Origin of the sequence: Marinobacter sp. S6332 (genome assembly GCF_023016045.1) — a bacterium.
Lineage (GTDB): Bacteria > Pseudomonadota > Gammaproteobacteria > Pseudomonadales > Oleiphilaceae > Marinobacter.
This window is the reverse complement of record NZ_JALKAP010000001.1, coordinates 387,954-412,931: the sequence shown is the minus strand read 5'-3', so window position 1 is coordinate 412,931 and position 24,978 is coordinate 387,954. Positions and strand designations below refer to the sequence as shown.

At 53.6% G+C, this 24,978-nt stretch carries 22 protein-coding genes; 15 read left to right on the top strand and 7 right to left on the bottom strand.

What is annotated here, in order from left to right; all coding sequences use genetic code 11:
* Nucleotides 1–102: 102 nt before the first annotated feature.
* From MWU62_RS01870 to MWU62_RS01840, 7 genes are all read left to right on the top strand, one after another.
* Complete coding sequence (locus tag MWU62_RS01870; protein WP_247113301.1) at nucleotides 103–1,515, top strand: sigma 54-interacting transcriptional regulator; 1,413 nt, start codon at nucleotides 103–105, stop codon at nucleotides 1,513–1,515.
* Between the two features lie 325 nt (nucleotides 1,516–1,840).
* Entirely contained in the window at nucleotides 1,841–2,926 is a 1,086-nt protein-coding gene (locus MWU62_RS01865; RefSeq protein WP_247113154.1) for a TRAP transporter substrate-binding protein, read from the top strand.
* Between the two features lie 79 nt (nucleotides 2,927–3,005).
* Nucleotides 3,006–3,623 (top strand): TRAP transporter small permease subunit, encoded by a 618-nt coding sequence (locus MWU62_RS01860; protein WP_247113153.1) that lies wholly within the window; start codon nucleotides 3,006–3,008, stop codon nucleotides 3,621–3,623.
* Nucleotides 3,624–3,640: 17 nt separating this feature from the next.
* Nucleotides 3,641–5,011: a TRAP transporter large permease subunit gene (locus MWU62_RS01855; RefSeq protein ID WP_247113152.1), complete on the top strand. Its 1,371-nt coding sequence runs from the start codon at nucleotides 3,641–3,643 to the stop codon at nucleotides 5,009–5,011.
* Nucleotides 5,012–5,086: 75 nt separating this feature from the next.
* A complete protein-coding gene (locus tag MWU62_RS01850; RefSeq protein WP_247113151.1) occupies nucleotides 5,087–5,866 on the top strand; it encodes a 3-hydroxybutyrate dehydrogenase in 780 nt (259 codons plus the stop codon).
* Nucleotides 5,867–5,882: 16 nt separating this feature from the next.
* Nucleotides 5,883–7,874: an acetoacetate--CoA ligase gene (locus tag MWU62_RS01845; protein WP_247113150.1), complete on the top strand. Its 1,992-nt coding sequence runs from the start codon at nucleotides 5,883–5,885 to the stop codon at nucleotides 7,872–7,874.
* 323 nt (nucleotides 7,875–8,197) lie between these two features.
* A complete protein-coding gene (locus MWU62_RS01840; protein ID WP_247113149.1) occupies nucleotides 8,198–10,441 on the top strand; it encodes an NADP-dependent isocitrate dehydrogenase in 2,244 nt (747 codons plus the stop codon).
* A gap of 79 nt (nucleotides 10,442–10,520) precedes the next feature.
* On the opposite strand, the gene ybaK is transcribed toward MWU62_RS01840, so the two are convergent.
* The gene (gene ybaK, locus MWU62_RS01835) at nucleotides 10,521–10,991 is read right to left on the bottom strand and encodes a Cys-tRNA(Pro) deacylase (RefSeq protein ID WP_247113148.1); all 471 of its coding nucleotides are present in this window, start codon (nucleotides 10,989–10,991) and stop codon (nucleotides 10,521–10,523) included.
* Between the two features lie 194 nt (nucleotides 10,992–11,185).
* Here ybaK and MWU62_RS01830 point away from each other — a divergent pair, with 194 nt between their 5' ends.
* Entirely contained in the window at nucleotides 11,186–12,472 is a 1,287-nt protein-coding gene (locus MWU62_RS01830; protein ID WP_247113147.1) for a serine hydrolase domain-containing protein, read from the top strand.
* A 9-nt stretch (nucleotides 12,473–12,481) separates the two neighbouring features.
* On the opposite strand, the gene MWU62_RS01825 is transcribed toward MWU62_RS01830, so the two are convergent.
* On the bottom strand, nucleotides 12,482–12,826 hold the full coding sequence (locus MWU62_RS01825; protein WP_247113146.1) for a hypothetical protein: 345 nt from the start codon (nucleotides 12,824–12,826) through the stop codon (nucleotides 12,482–12,484).
* A 216-nt stretch (nucleotides 12,827–13,042) separates the two neighbouring features.
* Between MWU62_RS01825 and MWU62_RS01820 the strand changes: the two genes are divergently transcribed.
* Nucleotides 13,043–13,300 (top strand): hypothetical protein, encoded by a 258-nt coding sequence (locus MWU62_RS01820; RefSeq protein WP_247113145.1) that lies wholly within the window; start codon nucleotides 13,043–13,045, stop codon nucleotides 13,298–13,300.
* On the opposite strand, the gene MWU62_RS01815 is transcribed toward MWU62_RS01820, so the two are convergent.
* Nucleotides 13,294–14,367, bottom strand: coding sequence for a hypothetical protein (locus MWU62_RS01815; protein ID WP_247113144.1), 1,074 nt, complete (start codon nucleotides 14,365–14,367; stop codon nucleotides 13,294–13,296). The genes MWU62_RS01820 and MWU62_RS01815 overlap by 7 nt on opposite strands.
* Before the next feature lie 164 nt (nucleotides 14,368–14,531).
* Here MWU62_RS01815 and MWU62_RS01810 point away from each other — a divergent pair, with 164 nt between their 5' ends.
* The 3 genes from MWU62_RS01810 to MWU62_RS01800 are packed head-to-tail and all read left to right on the top strand — an operon-like array spanning nucleotide 14,532 to nucleotide 19,054.
* A complete protein-coding gene (locus tag MWU62_RS01810; protein WP_247113143.1) occupies nucleotides 14,532–18,035 on the top strand; it encodes a response regulator in 3,504 nt (1,167 codons plus the stop codon).
* On the top strand, nucleotides 18,035–18,586 hold the full coding sequence (locus tag MWU62_RS01805; RefSeq protein WP_247113142.1) for a hypothetical protein: 552 nt from the start codon (nucleotides 18,035–18,037) through the stop codon (nucleotides 18,584–18,586). The genes MWU62_RS01810 and MWU62_RS01805 overlap by 1 nt, the downstream gene beginning before the upstream one ends.
* A 54-nt stretch (nucleotides 18,587–18,640) precedes the next feature.
* Nucleotides 18,641–19,054, top strand: coding sequence for a response regulator (locus MWU62_RS01800; protein ID WP_247113141.1), 414 nt, complete (start codon nucleotides 18,641–18,643; stop codon nucleotides 19,052–19,054).
* Nucleotides 19,055–19,080: 26 nt separating this feature from the next.
* On the opposite strand, the gene MWU62_RS01795 is transcribed toward MWU62_RS01800, so the two are convergent.
* Complete coding sequence (locus MWU62_RS01795; RefSeq protein ID WP_247113140.1) at nucleotides 19,081–19,353, bottom strand: hypothetical protein; 273 nt, start codon at nucleotides 19,351–19,353, stop codon at nucleotides 19,081–19,083.
* 431 nt (nucleotides 19,354–19,784) lie between these two features.
* On the opposite strand from MWU62_RS01795, the gene MWU62_RS01790 reads away from it, so the two are divergent.
* Nucleotides 19,785–20,024 (top strand): hypothetical protein, encoded by a 240-nt coding sequence (locus tag MWU62_RS01790; protein ID WP_247113139.1) that lies wholly within the window; start codon nucleotides 19,785–19,787, stop codon nucleotides 20,022–20,024.
* On the opposite strand, the gene MWU62_RS01785 is transcribed toward MWU62_RS01790, so the two are convergent.
* A complete protein-coding gene (locus MWU62_RS01785) occupies nucleotides 20,014–20,505 on the bottom strand; it encodes a hypothetical protein (protein ID WP_247113138.1) in 492 nt (163 codons plus the stop codon). The genes MWU62_RS01790 and MWU62_RS01785 overlap by 11 nt on opposite strands.
* 149 nt (nucleotides 20,506–20,654) lie before the next feature.
* Between MWU62_RS01785 and queC the strand changes: the two genes are divergently transcribed.
* The gene (queC, locus tag MWU62_RS01780; protein ID WP_247113137.1) at nucleotides 20,655–21,320 is read left to right on the top strand and encodes a 7-cyano-7-deazaguanine synthase QueC; all 666 of its coding nucleotides are present in this window, start codon (nucleotides 20,655–20,657) and stop codon (nucleotides 21,318–21,320) included.
* A complete protein-coding gene (gene queE / locus MWU62_RS01775) occupies nucleotides 21,320–21,976 on the top strand; it encodes a 7-carboxy-7-deazaguanine synthase (RefSeq protein WP_247113136.1) in 657 nt (218 codons plus the stop codon). Before queC ends, queE begins: the two co-directional genes overlap by 1 nt.
* On the opposite strand, the gene MWU62_RS01770 is transcribed toward queE, so the two are convergent.
* Together MWU62_RS01770 and MWU62_RS01765 are read right to left on the bottom strand one after the other, a co-directional pair.
* Nucleotides 21,977–23,047: an AraC family transcriptional regulator gene (locus MWU62_RS01770; RefSeq protein ID WP_247113135.1), complete on the bottom strand. Its 1,071-nt coding sequence runs from the start codon at nucleotides 23,045–23,047 to the stop codon at nucleotides 21,977–21,979.
* A 166-nt stretch (nucleotides 23,048–23,213) separates the two neighbouring features.
* On the bottom strand, nucleotides 23,214–24,977 hold the full coding sequence (locus MWU62_RS01765) for an ExeM/NucH family extracellular endonuclease (protein ID WP_247113134.1): 1,764 nt from the start codon (nucleotides 24,975–24,977) through the stop codon (nucleotides 23,214–23,216).
* Nucleotide 24,978: the final 1 nt, after the last annotated feature.

The following is a 24,978-nucleotide window of genomic DNA, read 5'->3' as shown; positions in this document are numbered from 1 at the left end:
CTCACGCTGCCGAGAGGGCCATATACTTCCGACGGAATACTCGGCTTGCCGGGTGTCAGGGCTTTCAACATGAATGATATTGAACCCGGCGGTACGCGCTACATGACACAGTTGTTTGGTGAAAAAAATAAAACCGGGCTTACTCGGGATCTTATTGAAGCACTATTTCCCATGTTTGAGGAGGCTAGTGCCGGTGCGATTGTCGTTGACTGCGACGCCCGCATCACTTGGATTAACAACAGTTATTCGCAATTGCTTGGCGTGAAAGATCCGGCGAGTGCTATCGGCCGCCCAGTGCGTCAGGTGATTCCCGGAACCCGCATGCCTGAAGTGGTGGAAACCGGCAACCCCTTGTTGTTGGATATCATGGAGCATCAACAGCAACAGCTGGTGGTTACCCGTTTGCCTTTCTATGACGAAGGTGGGCAGATAGAAGGCGCTGTAGCGTTTGTGCTCTACGATGATTTGCAACCGCTAACGCCTCTGGTCAGCAAGTATCGACGCTTGCATCAGGATCTCGCGGCGGCGCGCAAAGCGCTGGCAAAAAAGGAAAGAAGTACACGATACAGCCTCGGCGATTTCATTGGGGCCAGCCCCGGAGCCCTTGAAGTGAAACGTCGCGCCCGCTTGGCTGCCGGTCGTGAGATGTCCGTGCTTTTACTGGGCGAAACCGGCACTGGTAAAGAGGTGCTGGCTCAGGCAATCCATGCTGTCTCCAGACGCGCAGAAAAGCCCTTTGTGGGCGTAAACGTGGCAGCCATCCCGGACAATCTTCTCGAAGCTGAGTTCTTCGGCGTCGCCCCAGGTGCTTTCACCGGTGCAGACCGCAAGCATCGCGAAGGCAAATTCCAACTCGCTAACGGCGGTACCTTGTTTCTGGATGAGGTCGGCGACATGCCTCTGCCGTTGCAGGCCAAACTGTTACGGGCGTTGCAGGAGGGGGAGGTTGAACCGCTTGGCTCCAACAAGGTTGCATCGGTGGATGTCCGCATTATCGCGGCAACCAGTCGCAACCTTGAAGCCATGATTGCCGACGGCACGTTCCGCTCAGATCTATACTACCGGCTCAACGTTCTCGAAATTCCCATACCTCCCTTGAGAGAGCGGTTGGCAGACATTGGCCTGCTCTGTGAAACCTTGCTCTGGGAGATTAGCGAAGGGCTGGACATGCGCGCGGAAATAACCGACGCCGGCGTTGCGGCTTTGGCCAGTTACGACTGGCCCGGTAACATTCGCGAGCTACGTAATGTGCTTGAGCGCGCCCTGACCATGAGTGAGGAAGGTGGCGTTCTGGATGCTGACGCCATGTTCAAGGTTTTGCCGCGGGCTGGGGTTCGCCCGGCCTTGCGGGTTTCGTCGCGCCCCATCAGGCCATTAGCTGAAACACTGGCTGAGGCGGAAGCTCAGGCGGTTGAAGAGGCACTGGTCGCAAGCAGGGGCAACCGTACCAAAGCTGCCCGGCTCTTGGGCATTTCCCGGTCCGTGCTGTATGAGAAGCTCGCCAAAATGTCCTGAATTCCGGACAGGTGTATTGATATCTGTACAAGTACGTACGCTCATTCCATGATATTGTCCGGTTCTCAGGACGCTTCACTACTTTAGAGTTTTTGTTTTCTTCTATGTTATTGATTTTAAAATAAAAAATGGTATTGGCACGGTCTCTGCTAATTCTTGGATGCAAGACGTCAGAGCAGCGCGGGAAACAAGACTGACGCTTCCGTAGGACTCAAAATACATAAATGTCCGTCTAGTTTCTTGCGATGTCTGACAACATTCAGACCAGGCTTACCAGGGAAATTATCCTGACTGGCCAACTACAACAACAAGAAGGATCATCTTCATGTCTATCAAACAAAAGCTATCGGGTTTGACTCTGGGTATTACTGCAGCGGCGTTCATGACTGGCGCCTTGGTCAGCAACGATGCTTTGGCTTCAGAAAAAGTTCGCTGGCAGGTGCCTCTGGCTTTTCCTTCACATCTTATAGGACTGACAACGCCTGTAAAACACCTGACCGAAAACCTCAAAGCCATATCCGGTGGTGATATTCAACTGCGTTACTATGAGCCGAACGAGCTGGTTCCGCCGTTTGAAATTATGGATGCCGTAGGTGGTGGTAAATATCCTGCTGGCTACACTTGGGTTGGTTACGATCAGGGCACTATCCCTGCCTTGCCGTTATATTCTGGTGCTCCCTTCAACATGGAGCCGCCCGCTTATCTGGCATGGTACTACGAGGGTGATGGCCGTGCATTGCTGGAAGAAATCTATGCCAAGCGCAACATCCACCCTATGCTGTGCAGCATCATCGGTCCTGAAGGCGCAGGTTGGTTCGCGAATCCGGTCAAGGGCGTGGAAGATTTTGACGGACTAAAAATCCGCTTTGCCGGTATTGGTGGCAAAGTTCTAGAAAAGCTCGGCGCTTCCGTAACCATGGTTCCGGGCGGCGAAATTTATCAGGCACTTGAGCGTAAGACGATTGATGCAACTGAGTTCTCTCAGCCAGCCATCGACAAAATGCTGGGTCTGGACCAGATCATCAAGAACTACATCATGCCCGGTTGGCACCAAACTTTGACCACTTCTCACCTGTTGGTGAATAAAGATGTTTGGCAGAAGCTGGAGCCACAAAGTCGCGCGCTCATCGAAATGGGCTGTGAAGCCGCTACGCTGAAAGGCTTTGCTCAAAGTGAGTGGGCCCAGCCAACCGCGCTGCGTGAGTATGAGAAAGAAGGCGTAAACGCTCAGACGTTGCCAGAACCTGTTTTGCGTGAGCTACAAAAGATCACCAACGAGGTGCTGGATGAAATTGCTGCCGAAGATGAGATGTTCAATCGCGTACTGACCAGTCAGCGTGATTTCATGGAACATCACTCCATTTGGCACTCCAATGGCTACCTGCCACGGGATTTCTACAAGTACGACTGATCCACGGATGATATTTAACGCGGGTAACGGCTAATCGTTACCCGCCTCCTGCCCTGCATCCGAAAAATCCGAGGTTTTTGTGACTGATACCAATGTCTCAGGGGATAGCAATGCCCCAACATTCGACACTGAGTTGCTGCCAGTCAACACCCTGTCTTGGCATCTAGATCGATTGGTTGTTGCTGTTGGCCGCTTTGCGTCCTGGTTATGGATTGCTGTATTGATTGTTATCTTGATAAACGTGTTTTCCCGCTATGCGCTATCCCAAGGCTCTATTGCTCTGGAAGAGCTGTCCTGGCACCTGTTCGGAACCGCTACCATGCTGACCTTGGGGTATGCGGTTGTGCGGGATGACCACGTGCGTGTTGATGTGCTGAAAGAGAAGTTCAGCCCCAAAACACAGGCCATTATCGAACTTTTTGGAATTCTGCTGTTGGCGCTGCCCATCATTGCTTTGATGATCAGTTCGCTCGTGCCATACGCATGGACAGCATGGATTTACACAGAGCACTCCCAAGCGCCTAGTGGGTTGCCCTACCGGTTTATATTCAAAAGCATGCTGCCTTTGGGGCTGGTGTTTGTAATGATCGCGCTGCTGTCCCGCGCCACTCGTTGCACCACATACCTGTTCCGATTTCCTAGAGCTATTGAGCCTCCTTACGATGATCGGCGCTCCGCCGGCCACCCCAATCCCTGAACCTTGAGGCTAACGTCATGGGTGTAGAAGCGATTCTTGTTATCGCCATGTTCGCCAGCTTTATGGTGCTCTTGCTCTCGGGTTTCCCGGTTGCCTGGTCACTGGCGGGTATTGGTCTTATATTCGGTATTATCGGCCACGTGATGGTCGAGTATCTCGATTCCCCTCTTTGGTTTACCTGGCAGGGAACCATTGGCGTTCTGGACGCCAGAATTTATGGCATCGTTGCCAATGAACTGATGGTCGCGTTGCCCATGTTTATTTTCATGGGGATCATGCTTGATCGTTCAGGTATTGCCGAAAAACTGATGCACAGCCTCGTTCGGGTACTTGGCGGGTTACGCGGCGGCTACGCAATTACCGTTGTTCTTGTTGGTGTATTGCTTGCTGCCTCTACTGGTATCGTTGGTGCGTCGGTCGTATTGCTGGGCATGTTGTCCCTTGGCCCCATGATGCAGGCCAACTACAACAAATCACTGGCCGTGGGCACGGCGTGCTCTGTTGGTACTCTCGGGATCTTGGTGCCACCAAGCATCATGTTGGTGTTGATGGCGGATCGCATGGGCACCTCGGATGCATCTGTAGGCAAGCTGTTCATGGGAGCGCTGATTCCCGGAGTGATGCTCGCCATGCTGTACATTCTTTACATCATTATTGCCTCGTATATTAAAAAAGACTTTGCACCAGCACCCAAGAATAGACAGCGCTTGGATGCCCGGGCATGGTTTGGTGTGTTCTGGGCGATCTTGCCGCCAATGGCACTCATCATTTCTGTGCTCGGTTCTATCTTTTTCGGTATAGCCACAACGACAGAGGCTTCCGCCGTAGGTGCAGGTGGTGCGCTGTTGATGGCATTTGTCAGCAAGCGCCTAGATATGGCCACCTTGAAGGAATCTCTCTATCAGACCAGCCGCACCTCAGCGTTTATCTTTGGCATTTTTATTGGTGCCACGGTGTTTGCTTCCGTACTGCGTGGGCTCGGTGGTGATGAAGTTATTGAAGGAGCCATTACCGGCCTGCCGTTTGGGACTACTGGTGTGCTGCTGACTGTGCTATTGATCACGTTTTTGCTTGGGTTTTTCCTCGACTGGGTAGAGATTACCTTGATAGTTTTACCGCTAGTTGCACCTGTGCTGTTCAAAATGGGTGTTGAGCCGGTGTGGTTTGCCATTATGTTTGCCATGTGTTTGCAGACGTCTTTTCTTACGCCGCCAGTAGGTTTCTCGTTGTTTTACATAAAAGGTGTGTGCCCACCGGGTATAACCACCAAGGATATCTATTTGGGTGTGCTTCCATACATTGCCTTGCAACTGTTGGCACTGGCGTTGGTTTTCTACTTTCAACCGTTGGCAACATGGTTACCTAATGAAGTGTATGGTGGCGGATGATGTAGGGGTATTTATAAGCTCTCATTAGCTGTTCTACGTAACCGTTTTAAATAACAAAAAAGGGAGACAAACATCATGCGTCTCGAAAATCGAGTTGCACTGATTACAGGAGCTGGGCGCGGTATCGGCCGGGCAATCGCAGAACACTATGGCCGTGAAGGCGCCCGCGTGGCTGTCGCCGATCTTACGCTGGAAAGCGCCCAAGAGGCTGTTGACGCCATAGAAAAAGCTGGCGGCACAGCAATGGCTCTGGCCATGGATGTGACCGATGAGGTAGCCGTCGATGCCGGTGTTGCCAGCATTGTGGAAGCATGGGGCGGTCTGGACATTGCCGTGGCCAATGCAGGTATTCAGCATATAGATCCGGTACATAAACTGGCTTATGCGGACTGGCGCCGGGTAATCAATGTCCATCTTGATGGCGCCTTTCTGGTAACCCGTGCTGCGCTCAAACAGATGTACTCAGGTGGTGGAGGTACTATGCTGTATATGGGGTCTGTGCATTCACTGGAGGCCTCACCCCTGAAGTCGCCTTATGTGGCTGCAAAGCACGGCATGCTGGGTTTGTGCCGCGCGGTTGCTAAAGAAGGTGCAGAGCACGGTGTGCGCAGTAATATTATCTGCCCTGGCTTTGTAAGAACGCCGCTGGTTGACAAACAGATTCCGGAACAGGCAAAAGAGCTTGGTATTTCTGAAGAGGAAGTCATCAGCAAGGTTATGTTGAAGAACACAGTGGACGGCAAGTTCACTACCTTGGAAGATGTTTCCGAAATGGCCGTGCATCTTGCGGCCTTTCCTTCGGCCGCACTCACTGGCCAATCTATCGTTGTCAGCCACGGCTGGCACATGCAGTAAGTAACAGGAGCGACGGATGAGCCTTACAGAACAATCGCCCGTAGTCTGGACCCCCTCCGAAGACGCGGTAAACACAACCCAAATAGGCCGTTTCAACACCTGGCTGGAAAATCAGGGTTATGGCCCTTTTGCGGATTATCACGCGCTGCACCAGTGGTCCGTTGAAGATCTTGAAACCTTCTGGGGGAAAGTATGGGATTACTGTGGCCTGATCTGTGAAACCCCGGCCAATAAAGTGCTGGGCAAGCGGGACATGCCCGGCGCCGAGTGGTTCCCGGGGATGAAGTTGAACTTTGCCGCTAACTTGTTGCGACCGGCAGAGGGCGAACATGCCAGCAAAGAAGCCGTCGTGGCCTACTGCGAAACGCGCCCGGTTCTGCGCCGCACTTACAGTGAACTGAAAGCTGATGTAGGCGCCTTGGAGGCCTTCCTGCGCAGCAAAGGTATCGAAAAAGGCGACAGAGTGGCCGGTGTTGTGACCAATGGCTACGAAGCCCTCGCTGGTATGCTGGCAGCAACCAGTCTTGGTGCCATTTGGAGTTCTGCCTCGCCGGACTTTGGTATCGGTGCCATTCTTGACCGCTTTGGCCAGATTGAGCCCTCGGCTTTGATTGTGGTAAACGGCTACGGCTATGGCGGTAAAACCTTCGCCCGCCAGAAGGATTTTGCAGAACTGATTGCAGGCCTGCCAACACTTAAATGCGTTGTCAGCGTTGAACAGCTCCCGGGCGAAGCAGCAGTTCCCGGTGAAATGGTGACCACCTGGGACGAAGCCCTTGCCTCTGGCGCTGGACAGGCGCCTTCATTCACTCCGGTCGATCCAGGCCACCCGGTTTACATCCTCTATTCCTCCGGTACCACCGGCAAGCCCAAGTGCATCGTACACGGCACTGCAGGCCTGCTGATTAACCATGCCAAAGAACTCATGCTGCACGGCGATGTAGGTCCGGAAGATCGGTTCCTCTACTTCACCACCTGCGGCTGGATGATGTGGAACTGGCAAGCCTCCGCACTACTAACCGGCGCAGCTGTCATCACGGTAGATGGTTCACCTGGCTACCCCAGCCTAAGCTTCCTGTGGGACACCGTGGCCAAAGAACGCGTAACCCACTTCGGCACCAGCGCAAGGTTCATTGCGGGCTGCCGCAAAGCTGAAATGGCCCCGGCCGAAACTCTTGATCTGAGCAAGCTGAGAGTCGTGTTCTCAACCGGCTCGCCCCTGCTTCCAGAAGACTACGACTGGGTATACAGCCATGGCGCCCCCAAAGCCCTGCTCGGCTCCATTGCTGGTGGAACCGACATCTGTGGCTGCTTCGTAGGCTCCACCCCACTGCTGCCCGTGCGCCGTGGTGAAATACAATGCCGGTTTCTGGGAGTGGATGCCGTTGCTTACGGCGACGACGGCCACCCGGTTAACCAAGGCCGCGGTGAACTCGTCTGCCGCCAGCCTTTGCCTTCCATGCCCGTTGCCTTTTGGGACGACGCTAATGGCGAACGCTACCGTGCAGCCTACTTCGACACCTTCTCCGGCGTATGGGCGCATGGTGACTTCATAGAGTTCACCGAACACGGCGGCGCCATCATCTACGGCCGCTCCGACGCCACCCTCAACCCCGGCGGCGTAAGAATTGGCACCGCTGAAATCTACCGTCAGGTAGAAACCGAAGCAGCCATAAAAGACAGCCTCGTAGTAGGCCGCCAGATCGATGGCGACGTAGAAGTTGTTCTGTTCGTAGTGCCAGCAGATGACCAAACACTCACCGACGAATTACTAAAACAGCTAAAAACCCGAATCCGCCAGGGCGCCAGCCCACGGCACGTTCCTAAACACATCGTTCAGGTGCCAGACATCCCCTACACCCGCAGCGGCAAAAAAGTAGAACTGGCCGTCGCCCGCCTGATCAACGGCTCCACCAAAGCCGACAACCGCGATGCCCTGGGTAACCCTGAAGCCCTGGACCAGATTCGCGAGCGGCTTGCTGAGGAGAACTTGTTACCTCAAGATTAAGAGGGCGGGGCTCCTTGCGCCACATGGATGTGCCGCAAGGAGCGTGTTTTGGGAGACGTTAACCCCAGCGCGCTACTCCCGAGTTAATCACCCAAATGTTAGAAAGTTTCGTAAAATCCCACCTTTTGTTCGCCCAGTTACCGAAGATCAAGGGTTTTTAGTCCGTTCTTATACTAAGATCGTAACCAGAGATTCCAAAAAAATGCTATCTTAGTAGGTCTATCAAAAGTTTAAAAAATCAGTCATTGCATAGACCTACCGTTCACAAGACGGAAGATCCAGCCATGACCGTCCTGAACCCACCTATTAGCCTGAGGACGAAAATGACATCATCCAAAGCAAAAATTATTTACACACTGACCGACGAAGCACCTGCCCTCGCTACCCGGTCACTTTTACCCATACTGGAAACCTACGCCAAGCCAGCTGGCATCGAATTTGGAACCAGCGACATATCTCTTGCGGCGCGCATACTGGCCACCTTTCCGGATCACCTTGAGGAAAACCAGCGCGTACCCGACGCCCTGTCAGAGTTGGGTGAATATACCAAAGACCCAGACGCCAACATTATCAAACTGCCGAACATTTCTGCCTCTATCCCGCAGTTGCGCGCAGCGATTAAAGAGCTGAATGATCAGGGTTACAAGGTTCCCGAATACAAGGAAAACCCGCAAACCGACGAAGACAAAGAGATCACAGCCCGCTACGCCAAAGTACTTGGTAGTGCCGTGAACCCGGTTCTGCGTGAAGGCAACTCCGATCGCCGAGCACCCACGGCGGTCAAAGCCTTTGCCCGTAAATATCCCCACACCATGGGTGAGTGGAGCCCGGCTTCACGTACTCACGTGGCGCACATGCGCGGCGGCGACTTTTACTCTAACGAGCAGTCCATCACCCTCGACAAGGCCACTAACGCCCGCATTGTGTTCGAGAACAAAAAAGGCGAGCAGACGGTTCTCAAATCTGACCTTCCCCTGCTTGAGGGCGAAGTGCTCGACGGCATGTTCATGAGCAAGAAAGCACTGTGCCAGTTCTTTGAAGAGGCCATTGCAGATTGCGAAAAAACCGGTGTGATGTTCTCCCTGCACGTAAAAGCTACCATGATGAAAATCTCCCACCCGATCGTGTTTGGTCACGCGGTGAAGATTTACTACAAGGAGCTTTTCGATAAGTATGGCGAGCTGTTTGACGAAATCGGTGTAAATCCGAACAACGGCCTTTCGTCCGTGATTGAGAAGATTAAGCAGCTGCCGGAGTCTAAGCAGGAAGAGATCCAGGAAACCCTGCACAAGACCTACGAGCACCGCCCGGAAATCGCCATGGTTGATTCCGTAAAAGGCGTGACCAACCTGCACGTACCGAGCGACGTGATTGTTGATGCCTCCATGCCCGCGATGATTCGTAACTCCGGCAAGATGTGGGCCCGCGATGGCAAGCTCAAGGACACCAAGGCGGTGATGCCTGAGTCCACCTACGCCACGATTTATCAGGAAATGATCAACTTCTGCAAAACCCACGGTGCTTTTGATCCCACCACCATGGGAACCGTGCCGAACGTAGGCCTGATGGCGCAGAAGGCAGAAGAATACGGCTCCCACGACAAGACCTTTGAAATCAAGGAAGACGGCATTGTCCGTGTTGTCGCTGAAGACGGCACCGTGCTGACTGAGCACAATGTAGAAAAAGGCGATATCTGGCGCGCTTGCCAAACCAAAGACCTGCCAATCCGCGACTGGGTCAAGCTGGCCGTTAGCCGTGCCCGCGCCACCGGCATGCCAGCCGTGTTCTGGCTTGACGACGAACGCCCGCATGACGCCGAGCTGATCAAGAAGGTAAACACGTACCTGAAAGATCACGACACCGAAGGCCTGCACATTCGCCTCGAGTCTCCTGTGCGGGCCATTCGCTGGACAATGGAGCGCCTGATTCGCGGTCTGGATACGATTTCTGTAACCGGCAACGTACTGCGTGACTATCTCACCGACCTGTTCCCAATTCTGGAATTGGGAACCAGCGCCAAGATGCTGTCGATTGTGCCTTTGCTGAATGGTGGTGGCCTCTATGAAACCGGCGCTGGCGGCTCTGCACCTAAGCACGTGCAGCAGTTATTGCAGGAAGATCACCTGCGCTGGGATTCTCTGGGTGAGTTTCTGGCCATCGCCGTATCACTGGATGAGCTGGGTGAGAAGCACGATAACAACCGTGCGCGCCTGCTGGGCCAGACGTTGGATAAGGCTACCGAGCGCCTGCTGGAAAACAACCAGTCGCCTTCACGGGTCACCGGTGAGCTGGACAACCGTGGCAGCCATTTCCACTTGGCGCGTTACTGGTCAGAAGAACTAGCTAATCAGGACAGCGACAAGGAGCTGAAAGAGTTCTTCAGCAGAATGTCGAAGCAGTTGGAAGAAAACAAGGACAAGATTCTGGAAGAAATGAGCGTTATCCAGGGTCAGCCGGCGGATATCGGTGGTTACTACCATCCACCTGCAGAAAAAGTGGAAGCCGTAATGCAGCCGAGTGAAACCTTCAACCGGATTCTGAAGGATGCTCGCGCATCGGTGAAGTAATCCCAGAAGGCACCGGGCCTTACGCCTGAGCGCCCGAGATAAAAACCCGGAAAGCCGTCATTTGGCTCTCCGGGTTTTTTTATGCTTGCTGTAGTGGCGCCAGCTTTCCGTTAGTCAGCCTGACCAAATCATCAGGCGAGAGCTCGATCTCCAACCCGCGTCGGCCAGCGCTAACGTAGACGGTTTCGAAGCCTTCAGCGGAGGAATCAATGAAGGTTTTTAAACGGTTCTTCTGGCCTAGTGGGCTAACACCCCCCAATACATAGCCGGTGCGGCGCTGGACTTCTTGTGGGTCGGCCATGACCGCTTTTTTGCCGCCAGCTGCCTTCGCAATCAGCTTCATGCTTAGCATGCCTGTCACTGGAACCACGCCCACAGCCAAGGTTTTGCTATCCACAGCGACCACCAGCGTTTTGAAAACCCGCGCCGGATCAACGCCCATTTTTTCGGCGGCCTCGTTGCCATAGCCAGTGCTGGCGGGATCGTGATCGTACTCATGGATGGTGTGAAGAATGCCAGCTTTACTGGCCGCATCGATACCTGGTGTCATAAACAGCTCCAGAAACGGTTGGTTTGGCCCCTGATAAGCTGCTTATAATAGCGCTTGAGCTGGCTCGAAATACATTCTGGACCGGTTTCGGTGTACCCGTTGACGCACAAACTGACTGTTTGCAGCCAATGAAGCGGAGAGCGACCACCGTGAAGATAGATTAAAATTAGTCACCACTATTCAAGGCGCACCTGATGAACCCAATAGCCCGTCGTGCACTGCACAGTTGCAAGGTTCCCAAGGATTTATCTACCGTTACCCAGCGCGATATCATGGGTGAAAACCCGGAAGCCGTGGGCATAGACACCCGCACAGTAGACACCATCTGGAAAAGCGTCGAAGCCTTATATCGCACTGGTGTCCACCCTGGCATCCAGATATCCGTTCGCCACAGGGGTGAACAGATACTGCATAGAGCGATTGGCCACGCCAGCGGGAACGGCCCCCATGAGCCCTCCGGCACGCCAAAAATAGCCATGACCACCGATACGCCCGTCTGCTACTTCTCGGCATCCAAGGCGGTTACCGCACTGCTGATGCATATGTTGGTTGAACAAGGTCTGGTGAACTTGATGGACCCTGTGTCCTATTACTGCCCGGAGTTTGCACAAAACGGCAAACGTACCATCACGGTGCATCAGATCCTGTCTCACAGGGGCGGCATTCCTTCCATTCCAAAAGACACACCCATCGAGGTATTGTGGGATCAAGAGGAAATCTGGCGCTTGCTGTGCGAGTCCAGAGCCGTGGCGGTAGATGGTGCCAAGGTGGCCTATCATGCGATAACTGGCGGCTATGTTCTGCAGCGGGTGCTTGAAAAAGTCACCGGCGACACCATCGAAAACTATCTCGACAAGCATATCCGCCAGCCCATGGGCATGAAGTGGTTTACCTACGGGATCGAGGCGGCGAACCTGCATGAGTTGGCCACAAATTACGCGACCGGGCCAACGCCGCGTTTCCCGGTGTCGTGGATTGTAAATCGCGCTCTTGGTGGCGACATATCAACCGTGGAACAGGTAACCAATAACCCGCTGTTTCAGGAAGCGGTGATCCCCGCCGGTAATCTGTGCGGCACCGCTGAAGAGATGGGCCGATTCTTCCAGATGATGCTCAATGGCGGTACCTGGAACGGTAAGCGCATCTGCAATGAGATTACCGTTCGCCGGGCCATTCAGCAGTTCGGTTCCTTGCAGATTGATCGCACCATGATGATTCCCATGCGCTTCAGCGCTGGCATGATGCTAGGCGGCAACCCGGTTGGCTTGTGGGGACAAAGAAGCCGGTACGCTTTCGGCCATGTGGGGCTGATCAACAAGCTGTGCTGGGCTGATGCAGCGCGGGACATCTCGGTAAGCCTTATTAATACCGGTATCCCGATTGTGGGCCACCACATTCCTGCGCTAGGCAAATTTGTATACACCATCGCCCGCCAATTCCCCCTGCGCCCGGAAAACGAGCGTCCGGTGGTCGCCTGTTGAGGCGCCCCCTCACAGGGTTCTGAGTTGGTCCTCAAGAATGCCGAGCACCGATGACAAGATGTCGCGGAAGTCAGTCAGCGTCTGAGTGCGCTGAATAACTTCCTCGCGGCTTTCGTCCAACTTTTCCAGCTTGGGCACAACCCGCCGAATGCCTTCAGTGATCATCTCGTAAGGATAGTGGTGATCCTGAATGCTGAGCTTGTTTATCTCAGAAACCTCCTGACTAAAGATGCTAATAATGTCGTACAGCATGTCTTTATGGGCAATGCTGGAGGCTTCCCAATAGGCGTCGTCTAGTAATTCGAGCAGAGAAAGGTATTCCCTGAGGGTATCCGCAACGGATGTCTGGCTCATAAACAATCCTGATCGCTATATAAACGGTAACGGGAACTATAGCAGTGGATTCGTCAGGATTCTCGGGTGTGGAGGCCGTTGTGTGGTCGCTACTGCGAAGAAGCAGGCAGCGACGATAAGAGTGAAGCTGTGTTCATTTTGTTGCACTTTGTCAGACAGTTGTGCAAACTACCTTTTGATTAAGGAAAAACTGCAACTCAATGGACGAGATACGCAATGGATAACTTCGAAAATCCCCGCAATGAACAGCCTCCGACAACCAGACAGGTTCGTCTGGATCATCACGACAGTGTGCGAAACCATGTGCACCAGAGAGTGAGCACCGAAGTGGAGAGATTAGAGCGTCGAATTGAGGCTTTACGTCTGGCCAAAGCGCCCCATGTAGCCGTTATGATCTCAGCCTACGAGCGCATGATTGACCACAAAAAAGGCTTTTTGCAGAATTGGGAACTGGATGAGTGGCGCCATTACTGACGCTCGGGAGACCCCGCTGCAGACCAGCTTACGATAGCTTCGCTATCTGGCAGATTGTCGCAATAGGCTGGGTTTGGGCTGGTTTTGCTAGGGTTATCAGTGGTCGGAGTCTCAAGCGCTGCTGGCTCGCCGTTGGACGTAAAAATTCTCACGGTTGAGGTCACATAGTTCAGGTCAACTCTCAGGCAGTCAGGGCTCGAATCGCTTAGGTTTACGCTGTCATAGCGATTCAGCCCCAACACTTGATTGTCAGCGCTTTTGATGAAAAGCGTGTCGGTTTTATTCCGAATGAACTCTTGCCTTAGTTCGATGCTCCCAAAATTGCGGCTGGCATAGTCTGCGGTAGCAAACTCGGGCTTGTTGTAGCCGCTGGTGACAAAACTGTTGGCATCAAAACGGCTTCCAGCTAGGACGCTGACCAATTCTGGCTGGGCATCAATGTCTTCTGGCTCCACGCTCCGGCTGACATACTGGATTGTTCGGTAAACCTTTTCTTCCAGACTATTGCCTTCAGCGTTAGCGGGTAAATATCTCCAGTCCAGCGTTGGGTAAACCCAAAGCTTTTCGTTCAACGCCAGATCTCTCAGCGCGGCATCCTGTTCGGTAAATCGGATAAGAGCGCCATTTCCTCGAGTGTTGTAGGTGCCGGCCTCTCCATCAGCTATGCGTTGGCTGATGTACTTTCGGCCTTCCCGGAAATTCGTGCTTTGGTTCGATGCAATTATCTGATTGATTAGGTCTAGAGGATTGCGTACTTTTCTATAGTTATTGCCATCCTCAGTACGGGTTGCTCGAATAAACCTGTCAACATGGCTGCGAATCTCGTTTGCCGTCTCGCTGTTATCGGAATTGCCGTCACTGCCGCTGGGTTGAATGCCCTGATAGAAATCCCAGAATCTGGTGTGCTTGAGGTTGTCGGGTGCTGCTTCGGTATTTTCAATGTCAAATGTTGAAAAGCCCAAGTCTACGTTAGTGGCAGGGTTGAATGCGCTTGGGCCTGTATCCTCCATCCCGCACCCGCTTAGGAGTGTGAGTGAGATGGCAGCGAAAAAGTAAGAGTGTCTCATTTCAGAAGGCCCTGAGGTGCGAAATCAACCATAAACGACTAAAGTGAATACCCGCGGGGCGCTATGCCCCGATCCGACTGCTGACAATAAACTATAAGACAGGCACCTGCCCTCGCGGAGATCACATTTTGCAGCAACGGTGTAAACCGGCGTCAGGCAAAGCCATGCGATGGCTTCTTGTCGCGATAGTTATGATCGCTACTCTAGCGCCCGGACTGGCAGGCGCTCAAGAGCAGTGCGTGAATGGCCAGCTTGTTCTAAAAAGCAATACGGACAGCGTTCGCGATTTTGGCGGCTGCATTTCCTATCTGGAGGATGCCGGTCAGCTCTATCTTTTGCCAGATATTCTTACCATGGAGCCTGAGCGGTTTACCCGACATGAAAGCGGTGTGTTGAACTTCGGCTACACCGAGTCGGCATACTGGACCCGGTTTGATGTGCGCGCAGACGCCGGAGAGACTGGTTCAGAGTGGATTCTGGAGCTTGCGCTGCCGCTTGTGGACGAGGTTGTGTTGTACTTGGTGCGCGATGGCGAATTGATTGATCAGCGAAAGGCTGGCTATCACGACGACTGGGCAGAGCGTGATCTAGCCGTACCCAACCCCACATTCCGGCTAGATCTAGAGCCAAATAGCGTTACCTCAGTGTACTTGCGCATTATCAATACCAACACCTTCCGTTTGCCCATTAGCCTTTGGAGCCCTGACAGTTACATCGAAAAAGTATCGGTGGACGAAATTATTCGCGGTGCGCTGCTCGGGAGCCTGTTAGCCATTTTGGCGTATAACTTGTTTGTGGCAGTGTCGGTTCGCGAACGCAGTAATATCTATTACGTGCTTTATTTGGTCTCGGCGGCGGTGTTCATTTCAACCGAGCAGGTTCACGGCATCCAACTTTTAGACAGTCGCCCGGCGCTGTTTAATAAAGAATATCTGCACTTTCAAATCATCATGACCTGGTTCTGGGGGCTTCTAATGGCCAGAGCCTTATTGGAAACTCGCACGCGATCAGTGGATCTGGACCGGATTCTAATCATGTGCCTGTATTCAGTCATTCTTACCTTTGCGCTGTCGGTGTTCGTTCCGTATCACATAGCAATGGAATGGATTGTTATTGGTTCGATGTTGCTTTGCCTTATTTTGATTGTGGTCAGTTATCTATCTTGGCGCTATTACAACCCGGCTGCGCGCTCATATTTTTTCGCCTGGACGCTGGCGCTCATTGGCTTTAGTATTTATGCCCTCACGGTTATGGGCTACTTGCCGCTGAATGCGTTCACTGGTTACGCCCCCCAAATCGGGCTTACGGCGCAGATTATTTTGTTCTCTTTCGCTTTGGCCGACCGCATCAAACAGGTTCAGGGTCAGGCATTAAACTGGAGCCGGCGAGCACTGGCTAACCTTCAACGCTACCAATCACTCTTTGATAACGCCATTGAGGGCGTATTCCAGATGTCGGCCGGGCGCCAGTTTGTAACGGCTAATCCCGCTATGGCGCGTTTAATGGGCTATGGCAGCAGCCGGGAACTGTTGCAAAGCAATCCAGATGTACTGGAGGCATGCATTGCTGATGACCGGCTGCGGGAATTGGTGGTTGAGCAGCTGGAGGCTAGGGGCACAGTAAAGGGCGTAGAGGCTCGCTACTTAACCCGGTCAGGGGAAGAGCGCTGGGCTATTATCTCCCTACACACCGCTTACGACACCAGAGGTGAACCCACACATCTTGAAGGGACGTGCGTGGACTCTACGGAAAGCCACCGACGCCAACGTATTGAGCGCGAGCGAGAACAGGAGCGGCTAGAGAAAGAGTTGGCTCGTAACTCTGCAGAAGCCAAAAGCCAGTTCCTCGCCAATATGAGCCATGAGATTCGCACACCCTTGGCCGCCATCATCGGCTATGGCGAAACGCTGATGGACCCGGATCTTAACGAGCAGGAAAAACGCAGTAGTGCTGAAACAGTTGTCCGGAGCGGGCGGCACCTGCTGGAACTGGTGAATGACATTCTCGACCATTCCAAAATTGATGCGAACAAGCTGGATGTGGATATAGTTTCAGTAAATCTCCCCGAGCTCCTAGATGAAATTCGCGCCTTTTTTGCACCGCGAGCCCGGGAGAAAGGATTGGATTTCAGTATTTTCTCTGAATTTCCCATGCCCGAGCAAATTCAAACAGACCCAACCCGTTTGCGTCAGGTCATCATAAATTTGTGCGGAAATGCCCTCAAATTTACAGAAAAAGGGTCTATCTCCCTTTCGGTTCGATGTGATCGCGAAGACGAGACTCTGGTTGCGAGGGTTGTGGATACAGGTATTGGCATGAAGCCGGAGCAGATAGATCGTCTGTTCGATCCGTTTGCTCAGGGCAGTGCGGCGATTTCCCGACAGTATGGCGGCACCGGCCTTGGCCTCAGTATTTCCCGCAGGCTCGCCGAGATGCTTGGTGGCAGTATCCGTGTTAGCAGCACATACGGAGAAGGCAGCGAGTTCGAGCTATCTATTCGCACCGGGCCGTTGGAGCAGGTTCATTTCCTGCGCGACGCTTCTGAGCTAAGCCAGCGTCGGCGAAGTATCCCAATGACGGTAGCGCCGCGTCTTTCGGGGCGTATACTTTGTGCAGAAGACAACGATGTAAATCGCCGTCTAGTTTCACTGCTGGTAGGTCGCACTGGCGCTGAGTTAGTGCACGTAGGTAACGGCGCTGAAGCTCTGGAAATGGCTATCCGGGAATCGTTCGATCTGGTTCTTATGGACATCCAGATGCCGGTTATGAACGGCCGTGATGCCACCGCAGCTTTGCGGGAGGCCGGAGTGAATACGCCGGTGATTGCGCTGACAGCGAATGTGATGACTGAAGATATTGCTGATTACCGGTTGGCTGGCTGCAACGAGCACTTGGCAAAGCCCATCGATAAGCAACGCTTTTATGAAGTTTTGGCGCGTTATCTAGAGGTCCAGTCTGACCGCTCAGGCATGTCAGCGCAGCAATACCATGGCCGTGTGTTGGTGGCTGAAGATAATGCCGAGAACAGGCAGCTGGTGGAGCGCATGTTGAGCCGTCTGGGTTTGGAGGTGATGTCCGTTACCGCAGGCGACGAAGCTGTGCGCACGGCCCTTTCGGAGCCTGTGCAATTAGTCCTGATGGATAGGCATATGCCCATCATGGGCGGAGTAGAGGCAACCCGGCTGCTCCGGCAGGCGGGATTTAGGCGCCCGATTATTGCGTTTACCGCTGGCGACCAGCAAGAAACCGACGCGCTGCGTGAAGCAGGCTGTGACGGGGTGTTGGAGAAACCGATAGATGAGTACCGCCTACAAGCGCTGCTGAGTCGCTTTTTGGACTCTGCGCCAGCGCGAGAGCAAGAAGACGCAGAAGAAAACGAGGCTATCAGTCGCCTGAAAGCCCAATTTCTGTCAGGGTTGGGTGAGCGCAGACAGCGAATGAGCCAAGCGATAGCAGACAAAGACAAGGCCATACTTGAATCTGAAACGCATCAAATAAAAGGTTCAGCCGGGGCTGTAGGTTACCCTGAAATGACCCGGCAGGCCGGTATTGTAGAGGGATTGTTGAAGGTCGCAGACCCGCAATGGCACCTGATACGCAGCGAGTTTGCGGTATTGGATGGGATGATCGAGCGTGAACTACCACAGAATAAGACAGGATTGAGCTAATGAGTGAGCGTCAACTGCACCGTGAACAGCATTCAATGAGCATGATGTATGGCACCTATGCCGATATCTTGTTCGTGCTTTTTCCGTTCCTTGTTATCGGTATGCAGCGCCTTTGGGATGGCCGTCTTTATGAGATGCTAATGCATGCAGATTTGAGCATAGCGGCAGCCATACTTGCCGGGTTGGCTATCGGCAAGTTCGTGCTGGGGCTGGTGACCAACCGGGACCTTGGACGCTACAAGGAGCGTATTGTATTCTTCATAGCTCTAACGCTATTTGTGGTGCTTGGGCCGGCCATCATCCTTATACTTAGTATTATGAGCGGCGCGGAAGTTCCGGGTTTTGTTGCCTTTGTGCAGCCAACTTTGCTGATTATCGCAATTTCCCTCTATTCAACAGCGGTCGGTATCAGCAATATTTTAACCCGCGAAGAGGATCACGAGCTCTATGCCACGAGTGATGATGACCACGCAGATGGTTATGCCAGCGCGAATCGGGTCGGGCATGCACCGTTAGATCTGCCCCGGAACACGGGTACAGATTCTTGGTAACGGCTGCCCTGCAGGAGCACCAAACAACCTACGCCCGGTTAAAAGGAGATAAAAATGGATAAGTTGACGGTACTGGTTGTGGAAGACGAGCCTGTGATGCGTGAGCGGCTAGTTGATATGCTTCATAGAGCTGGGGCCACCAGCGTAACCGATTGCGAGAGCGCTGCTCTGGGCCGTAAGGCTTTTGACGATGGCAAATTCGACATCATACTTCTGGATCTTGGCTTGCCGGACGGCGATGGTCATGAATTGATGAAGGAGTTTAAAAAGGCGCGAGAGGGGCAGCACATTGTCTTGGTTACTGCAGATGATTCTATAGAGAGTATACAGCGGGCAATCAGCGCTGGTGCAAACGGCTATGTTGTTAAGCCTTACTCCCAAGAAAAAATTCACGATGTGATCAGCAACTATACGGTGGTACACGGTGGTGATGCGGCCATCATGCAGGGTCTGAACCGGCACCACTGAGCCGGTTCAGACCTCGTTCTTAGGTGCTACGCCACCTGGCGAGCAATCCAGGAGCTGTGGCGGGTAGCCAGTGCACGAACGTAGCGGGCTTCCGCGCTGCCCAAAGTGGCTAGCACACCATTAAAGATCCAGCCCCTCTCGTACAATCCAAGTACGCTCTGTTCGTCATCCAGATTAACGCGCTGGTTCAGCTTCTTGCAGATGGCATCCAGCAGCGGCAGTTGTTCCGGGCGGCGTATGGCCCCAGACCGGTTATTCATAGGCTGGTTGGCTGCACGGGTTGTGTGTGGTCTTCTCATGCTGATCTCCTTGTCGTTTTGCGACGGCAAAAACAAAACCCCGGAGCTGTGAGCAACCGGGGTTTGGCGGAGACGCTGACCCGGTCGCTGCAAAGGCTCCCGGGAACTGACCGAAAGCCGTTAGATATCGTTTACCAACGCACGCACAGAGGGCCTTTTGAGGCGGTCTGCAGCGGCATTCATCATAAGCTGTGGATTCATTCGGTTCATATTCGGCGTTTCTGGTGTATTTGATTCAATAGTGTATCCGTTAACCTAGTGTTTGCAATAGCCTAATGCTTCGGTAAACCCTTACAGGCGCAGGGTATGGGGGCGGTAGTGGAAAGTCCGTAGCCACTAATTCGTACAGATACTCCGGGCTGGATGGGGGATAATTCGTATACTAACTAAACACCCACGTTGATAAATAGTAGAGGTTGAAATCTAAGAAAATGTCCGACGAATCCGGATCTGCCCGTAACAAGTTCCGTTTCCATTTTGTCGTAGAAATTGTTTTGATAGCCGCATTGGCCCTATACATGGTGTTAGCCAAGGGGCAGGTGGTTGGTGACGATCTTGCCTTCACCGTTGCCGGAGCTGGCTTGATGGCGCTGGTTACCTACTGGACGCTGTCGACTCTGAGGGGCGGTCTGGAAATAATGGCTTTGAGAGCGCGGTCACTCAGGCACTGACGTATTCCCATGTTTTTTGCAGGATCAGCGCGTCGTTTGCAGCCCGGTGAACGGGCAGGCCAAGGCTCGAAATAACCTTCTGGCGCGCAGACTGCCATTGTTCTACCTGCTGGGGACTGAGCAGCGCCGAAATAGATTCCAGATGAAATCCGGGCTCCACATTGGCAGCCCGGAATAGCCGGTAGAGCCAGAAACTGTCAAATGTCCAGGCGTCACAGAACACCTGCCCAGACAGCAATCGGTTCAGACGCTGGGCCACCTCGGTTACGTCCTTCCCCTCTGTTATAAGACTGGTTCTGGAAATACCATGGACCTGTTCCGAGCTCTCTGACCAGTCTTTCCAAAGTGCGTGAGGCGCGATCAGCCAGCTGTGCAGAGTGCTATCGGGCATGCAAACGCCCACCTCAATGGGATAACTTGTAATCAGGCTCAGGCTTGATGCCTCGAAGTCGATGAACGCCGGTCGCTGTTCTGTGGTCATTGGCAGTCTGGCTTGTAGTTTTATTTAGTGGCAGTTTACCCGCCCACCTTCGCGGACGCGAACCCAACTTGCTTCTGCGCTGATACAATAGGCCCACTTTATTGCGCAGCCTTTACAGTAGCCTTTATTCCCTTTTGCCAGGAGCCTGCATGACTGACACCGTGGTTGTAATCTATTCCGGAGGTATGGACTCCTTTACTCTGCTTCACAGTGCCCGGGCCCAAGGGTTGCGAGTGCATGCGCTATCCTTCAACTATGGCCAGCGCCATGTGCGTGAACTGGATGTTGCGCGCTCGGTATGTGCTGCTTTGGATATCCCCCACAAGGTTATTGATATCCGCGCCATGAGTGAGGTTATGTCTGGCTCTGCGCTTACATCAGACAGCGAGATACCCGAAGGCCACTACGAAGAAGAAAACATGAAAGCCACAGTGGTGCCCAACCGCAACATGATTCTGCTCTCACTGGCCACGGGCTATGCGGTAACGGTGAGCGCTGGCGCGGTTTGGTATGGCGCTCATGGCGGGGATCACGCAATTTACCCTGATTGTCGGCCAGAATTTGTAGAAAAATTGGACGCTGTATGCCGGGTTGCTAACTACGAACCCGTAGGCATTGCGGCACCCTTTATGCACATGACCAAGGGCGAAATTTTGGCTGAAGGCCTGAAGCTCGGGCTCGACTACGCCCAAACCTGGACCTGCTATAACGGCCGTGAAAAGGCTTGTGGGCTCTGTGGCTCATGCGTAGAGCGGCTTGAAGCGTTTTCAGAGAATGGCCTTGTAGATCCATTGGCCTACGAGGCAGGTCGCTGATGTATAAAGTAAAAGAAGCCTTTTACACCTTGCAGGGCGAGGGTGCCCAAGCCGGTCGCGCTGCGGTATTCTGTCGTTTCAGCAAGTGCAACCTTTGGACCGGCCGGGAAAAAGATCGGGCGACTGCGGTGTGTAATTTCTGCGATACAGACTTTGTGGGAACCGATGGTCAGAACGGTGGGGCTTTTGAAACCGCAGAAGCTCTGGCTGCTCACATTCGCAGCCTTTGGCCGGATGCACCGGGTGCGCCTTATGTGGTTTGTACCGGAGGAGAGCCATTGTTGCAGCTGGATGAAGAGCTGATTGAAGCCTTTCATCACATGGGCTTTGAAGTGGGTGTGGAAACCAATGGCACCCTGCCCGCGCCAGCTGGTATTGACTGGCTATGTGTGAGCCCCAAGGCGGATGCCGCCGTAGTGATTGAAACCTGCGATGAACTGAAGCTGGTGTACCCCCAGCCCAAAGCCATGCCGGAAAGGTTTGTGCACATCAACGCCCGGCATTTCTTCCTATCGCCTATGGCTTCTCCGTCTGCGCCTGATGGCGGATCAGATCCAATTAAGCAGAGTAATACTCGTAAAGCCACAAATTATTGTCTGGCTCATCCTCGCTGGCGGCTGACACTGCAAATGCACAAAATTATCGGCATCGACTGATTACGCGTGAACCGGGGTTCGCGCCTGTCGAACCATGCCACTGGATTGCCGCTCCACGCCTCTGAACTGGCTTGGGCTTGTGCCCGTCCAACGTTTGAAGGCGCGAGTGAAGTTTGCGGCATCTGCATAGCCTAAAACGTCTGCAATTTGGTTTAGGTTCATGTTGGTGCCGGTGAGCAGTTCCCGCGCGCGATCCAGTCTCACTTGATCCACCAGAGTCTGAAAACTGGCGTTTTCTTCGTGCAGGCGGCGTTTTAATGTGCGCTCGGATACAAACAGAGTTGCAGCCACCCTAGCTAGCTTAGGAGGGAACGGATGGCTGGTTTCAATCACCCGCCTTACCCGGCAGTCGAAACCGGCATCTTCGGTAAGCTGCTTCAGTGCTTTCTCGCACTGCGCGCGAGACGACTGTGCAAGCTGGTCATCGCTAAAGCGTATAGGCGCTGACAGAGCTGCATGGGGGATAACCAACGCATCCTCCTGAGAGCCATAGTCAACCGGTATCATGATTGACTGCCGGAAGCGGCGGAAATATGAGGGTTCCGGCCCTTTTCTCAGAATTCCAGCGCCTGTAATAGCCGTACCGATAAGCTGTGCCCCCATAAAAACGCAGCCGAACAGCATGGCATCCATTAAGAAACCTTTCAGCGGCCCTGGGTCACCCTCACAAACAATGGTGTAATGCATAGCACCGCTATTCTCGCGGCAGCTGACGCTGAGGTTCGGCGCGCGCAACGTAAGGTAACGGGTCATCAGATCCAGCGCATCTTTCAGTGTGCGGCTGCTCATAACCGCCACGCCTAAAGCACCGTGCAGAGGCAGCTTTAGCTCGCGGGCTAGCATAACGCCAAGGCCGGGCTCTCCACTTTCGATAATGGCGCGGGTCACGAACTCACTGGCTTGAGCATGGCTTACTCGAAGGTCTGTAGATTGCAACCGAACCGGGTCCAGTCCAACCCTAAGCAGCAGATTACGCTCGTCCAAACCGATGGTCTTCAGCAGTTCGGCCAGTATATGCAGGTAGATGGCCGGTATACCCAGATCCTGTGTAGCGGAGGCAGAAGCACCCATGGGAATCCTTGCAATAAGCGGTTCTTGTTGTCTGATTTAATAGAGTCGCTTGGATTATGACCTTTGCAGCTCCTCTCCCCCATGACTTCAATGACGGGTTTGCGGGCCCACGAGGCCAATCGGGCGGTGGAATGGCGCAGTCGTGTGGGTGTTTGAGGGGGTTATGTCAAAGCTGGATATCGGTAATTATCGGGTTGTGATCGGAGGAGCGCCAAGGCGATACGGCGGTGCCCGGCAGATTGTTACGGTAACCCAGAACCGGTGGCTCGTCGGCGTTGATGGCCCATGTTTGGGCACTGAGAACCCGTGGTATGAGCGACGAGGATGCAAGGGCGTAGTCCAGTGATCCCTTTTCACCTTTGTACCTATAGGTGTAGTGATCGCACTCTTGTGCTGTGCACGGATGGAAGTGGTGTACCATGCTGGTGAAGCCTGCACGTTGCAGGGCTTGAAGTGGTGCTTCGCGGAAATAGCTGTTGAGATCGCCGGTGATCAATGTGCCCGCTAGGTCGGGAACTTGCGGAAGTTGCTCAAGCCATTCCACAAGCGCTCGGGCCGCGTCTACGCGGCGCTGAGCATAGCAGCCTTGGCCATCGTTTCTGTCTTGATCTCTACCCGTCGCGCCTTTGCAGGATTTTGATTTCAGGTGGGGTACCGCCAGCTGAATAGCAAGGCGCTGCCCTTTGGGCCTAAATGTCTGCGCCAATGGTGGACGGCCTTGCTCTTTGAAAGGGCCAGTATTGAGGCGCACGGGCTGGGCTTCGGCGACCATGCGGTCATGGCGGTAAAGTATACCGGTGCGGATCTGGTCGCGGCCGTCAGCCTCAGGCGTAGCTACAAACGCCCACTCAGGCCCAAGGGCTTCCGTAAGCTGTGCTATTGCGCTGGTTTCACTGTAACCGTCACTTTCCAGCTCGCTTATCGCCAGAATATCCGGGTCCGGGCGCCGTATAGCCTCTACTAGCCGCCTGTGCTGCACCCCAAGTGCAAGAGCTGTCGGTGCCCCACGGGAAGTCGGAAAGCCTGTGCCTTTACCGTCACCGTTGAAGTAATTCTCCAGGTTTATCGTCATAACCCGGATGTGCGGGGTATCTGGTCGTGCTGGCGCGGGGCGGCGGGTATTCACCGTCTCGAAAACCGGCGGGCGTTCCGGCTGTACCCGCCAAGCACCAAAACGGTAATCAAGAATACCGGATATGTTATGGATTCTGTCGCCACTGCGGATAGTGTTCTTGCTGGTTAGACCATCCGGGGGCCAGGGAATCGGATCGGGCTCCCGCGCGCCACGACCATCGTCGAGAAGCAGGCGTTGTTGCCGGTTACGCCCGGCAATCTGCGCCGCCTGCGGGCCAGGCTCCATATACTCGGTAGGCACAACCTGATCGCCGGCCGCCAATGTGAGTTCACCAAAACGTGCGAGATTCCAGGAGTCGATAATCGTTAGCGGTTGAGTGACACGCACTCGCATGTTTTCTAGCGATTCCAGAGCATTGGGCCATAACAGGGGTAAATCTTGAGCTTTCGGAAGATCGGCTGGGCCACACGACTCAATGGTTTTAATATCGACCAGTTCGGTCAGGGTATGAAATTCTTTTACTGTGCCGGTAACCCGCAAGCGCTCTCCCGGTATTCCGGTTTTTTTGCGGGTATAGATAAACAGGGCTTCTGAGGTTTCCGGATTATTATCGGTTTCACCGTCGGCCTGTTGTAAATAAAAGCCGTCAAAGCCACCTTCCATGCGGGCATCGAATGTAAGAACGCCTTCAACCGTAACGCGGTGGCCAACCAGCGGTGAGGTGTCTCCCCGGCCCTGAATCTCAGAAACCGGAGTCGCGGCACCGCCACAGTTGCTTGCTGCCAGCACCAGTGGGGTTGGCAGCAGTAACAGAGACAGGGCTAAGGCACGAATACAGTCTGTGCTTGACGTCATA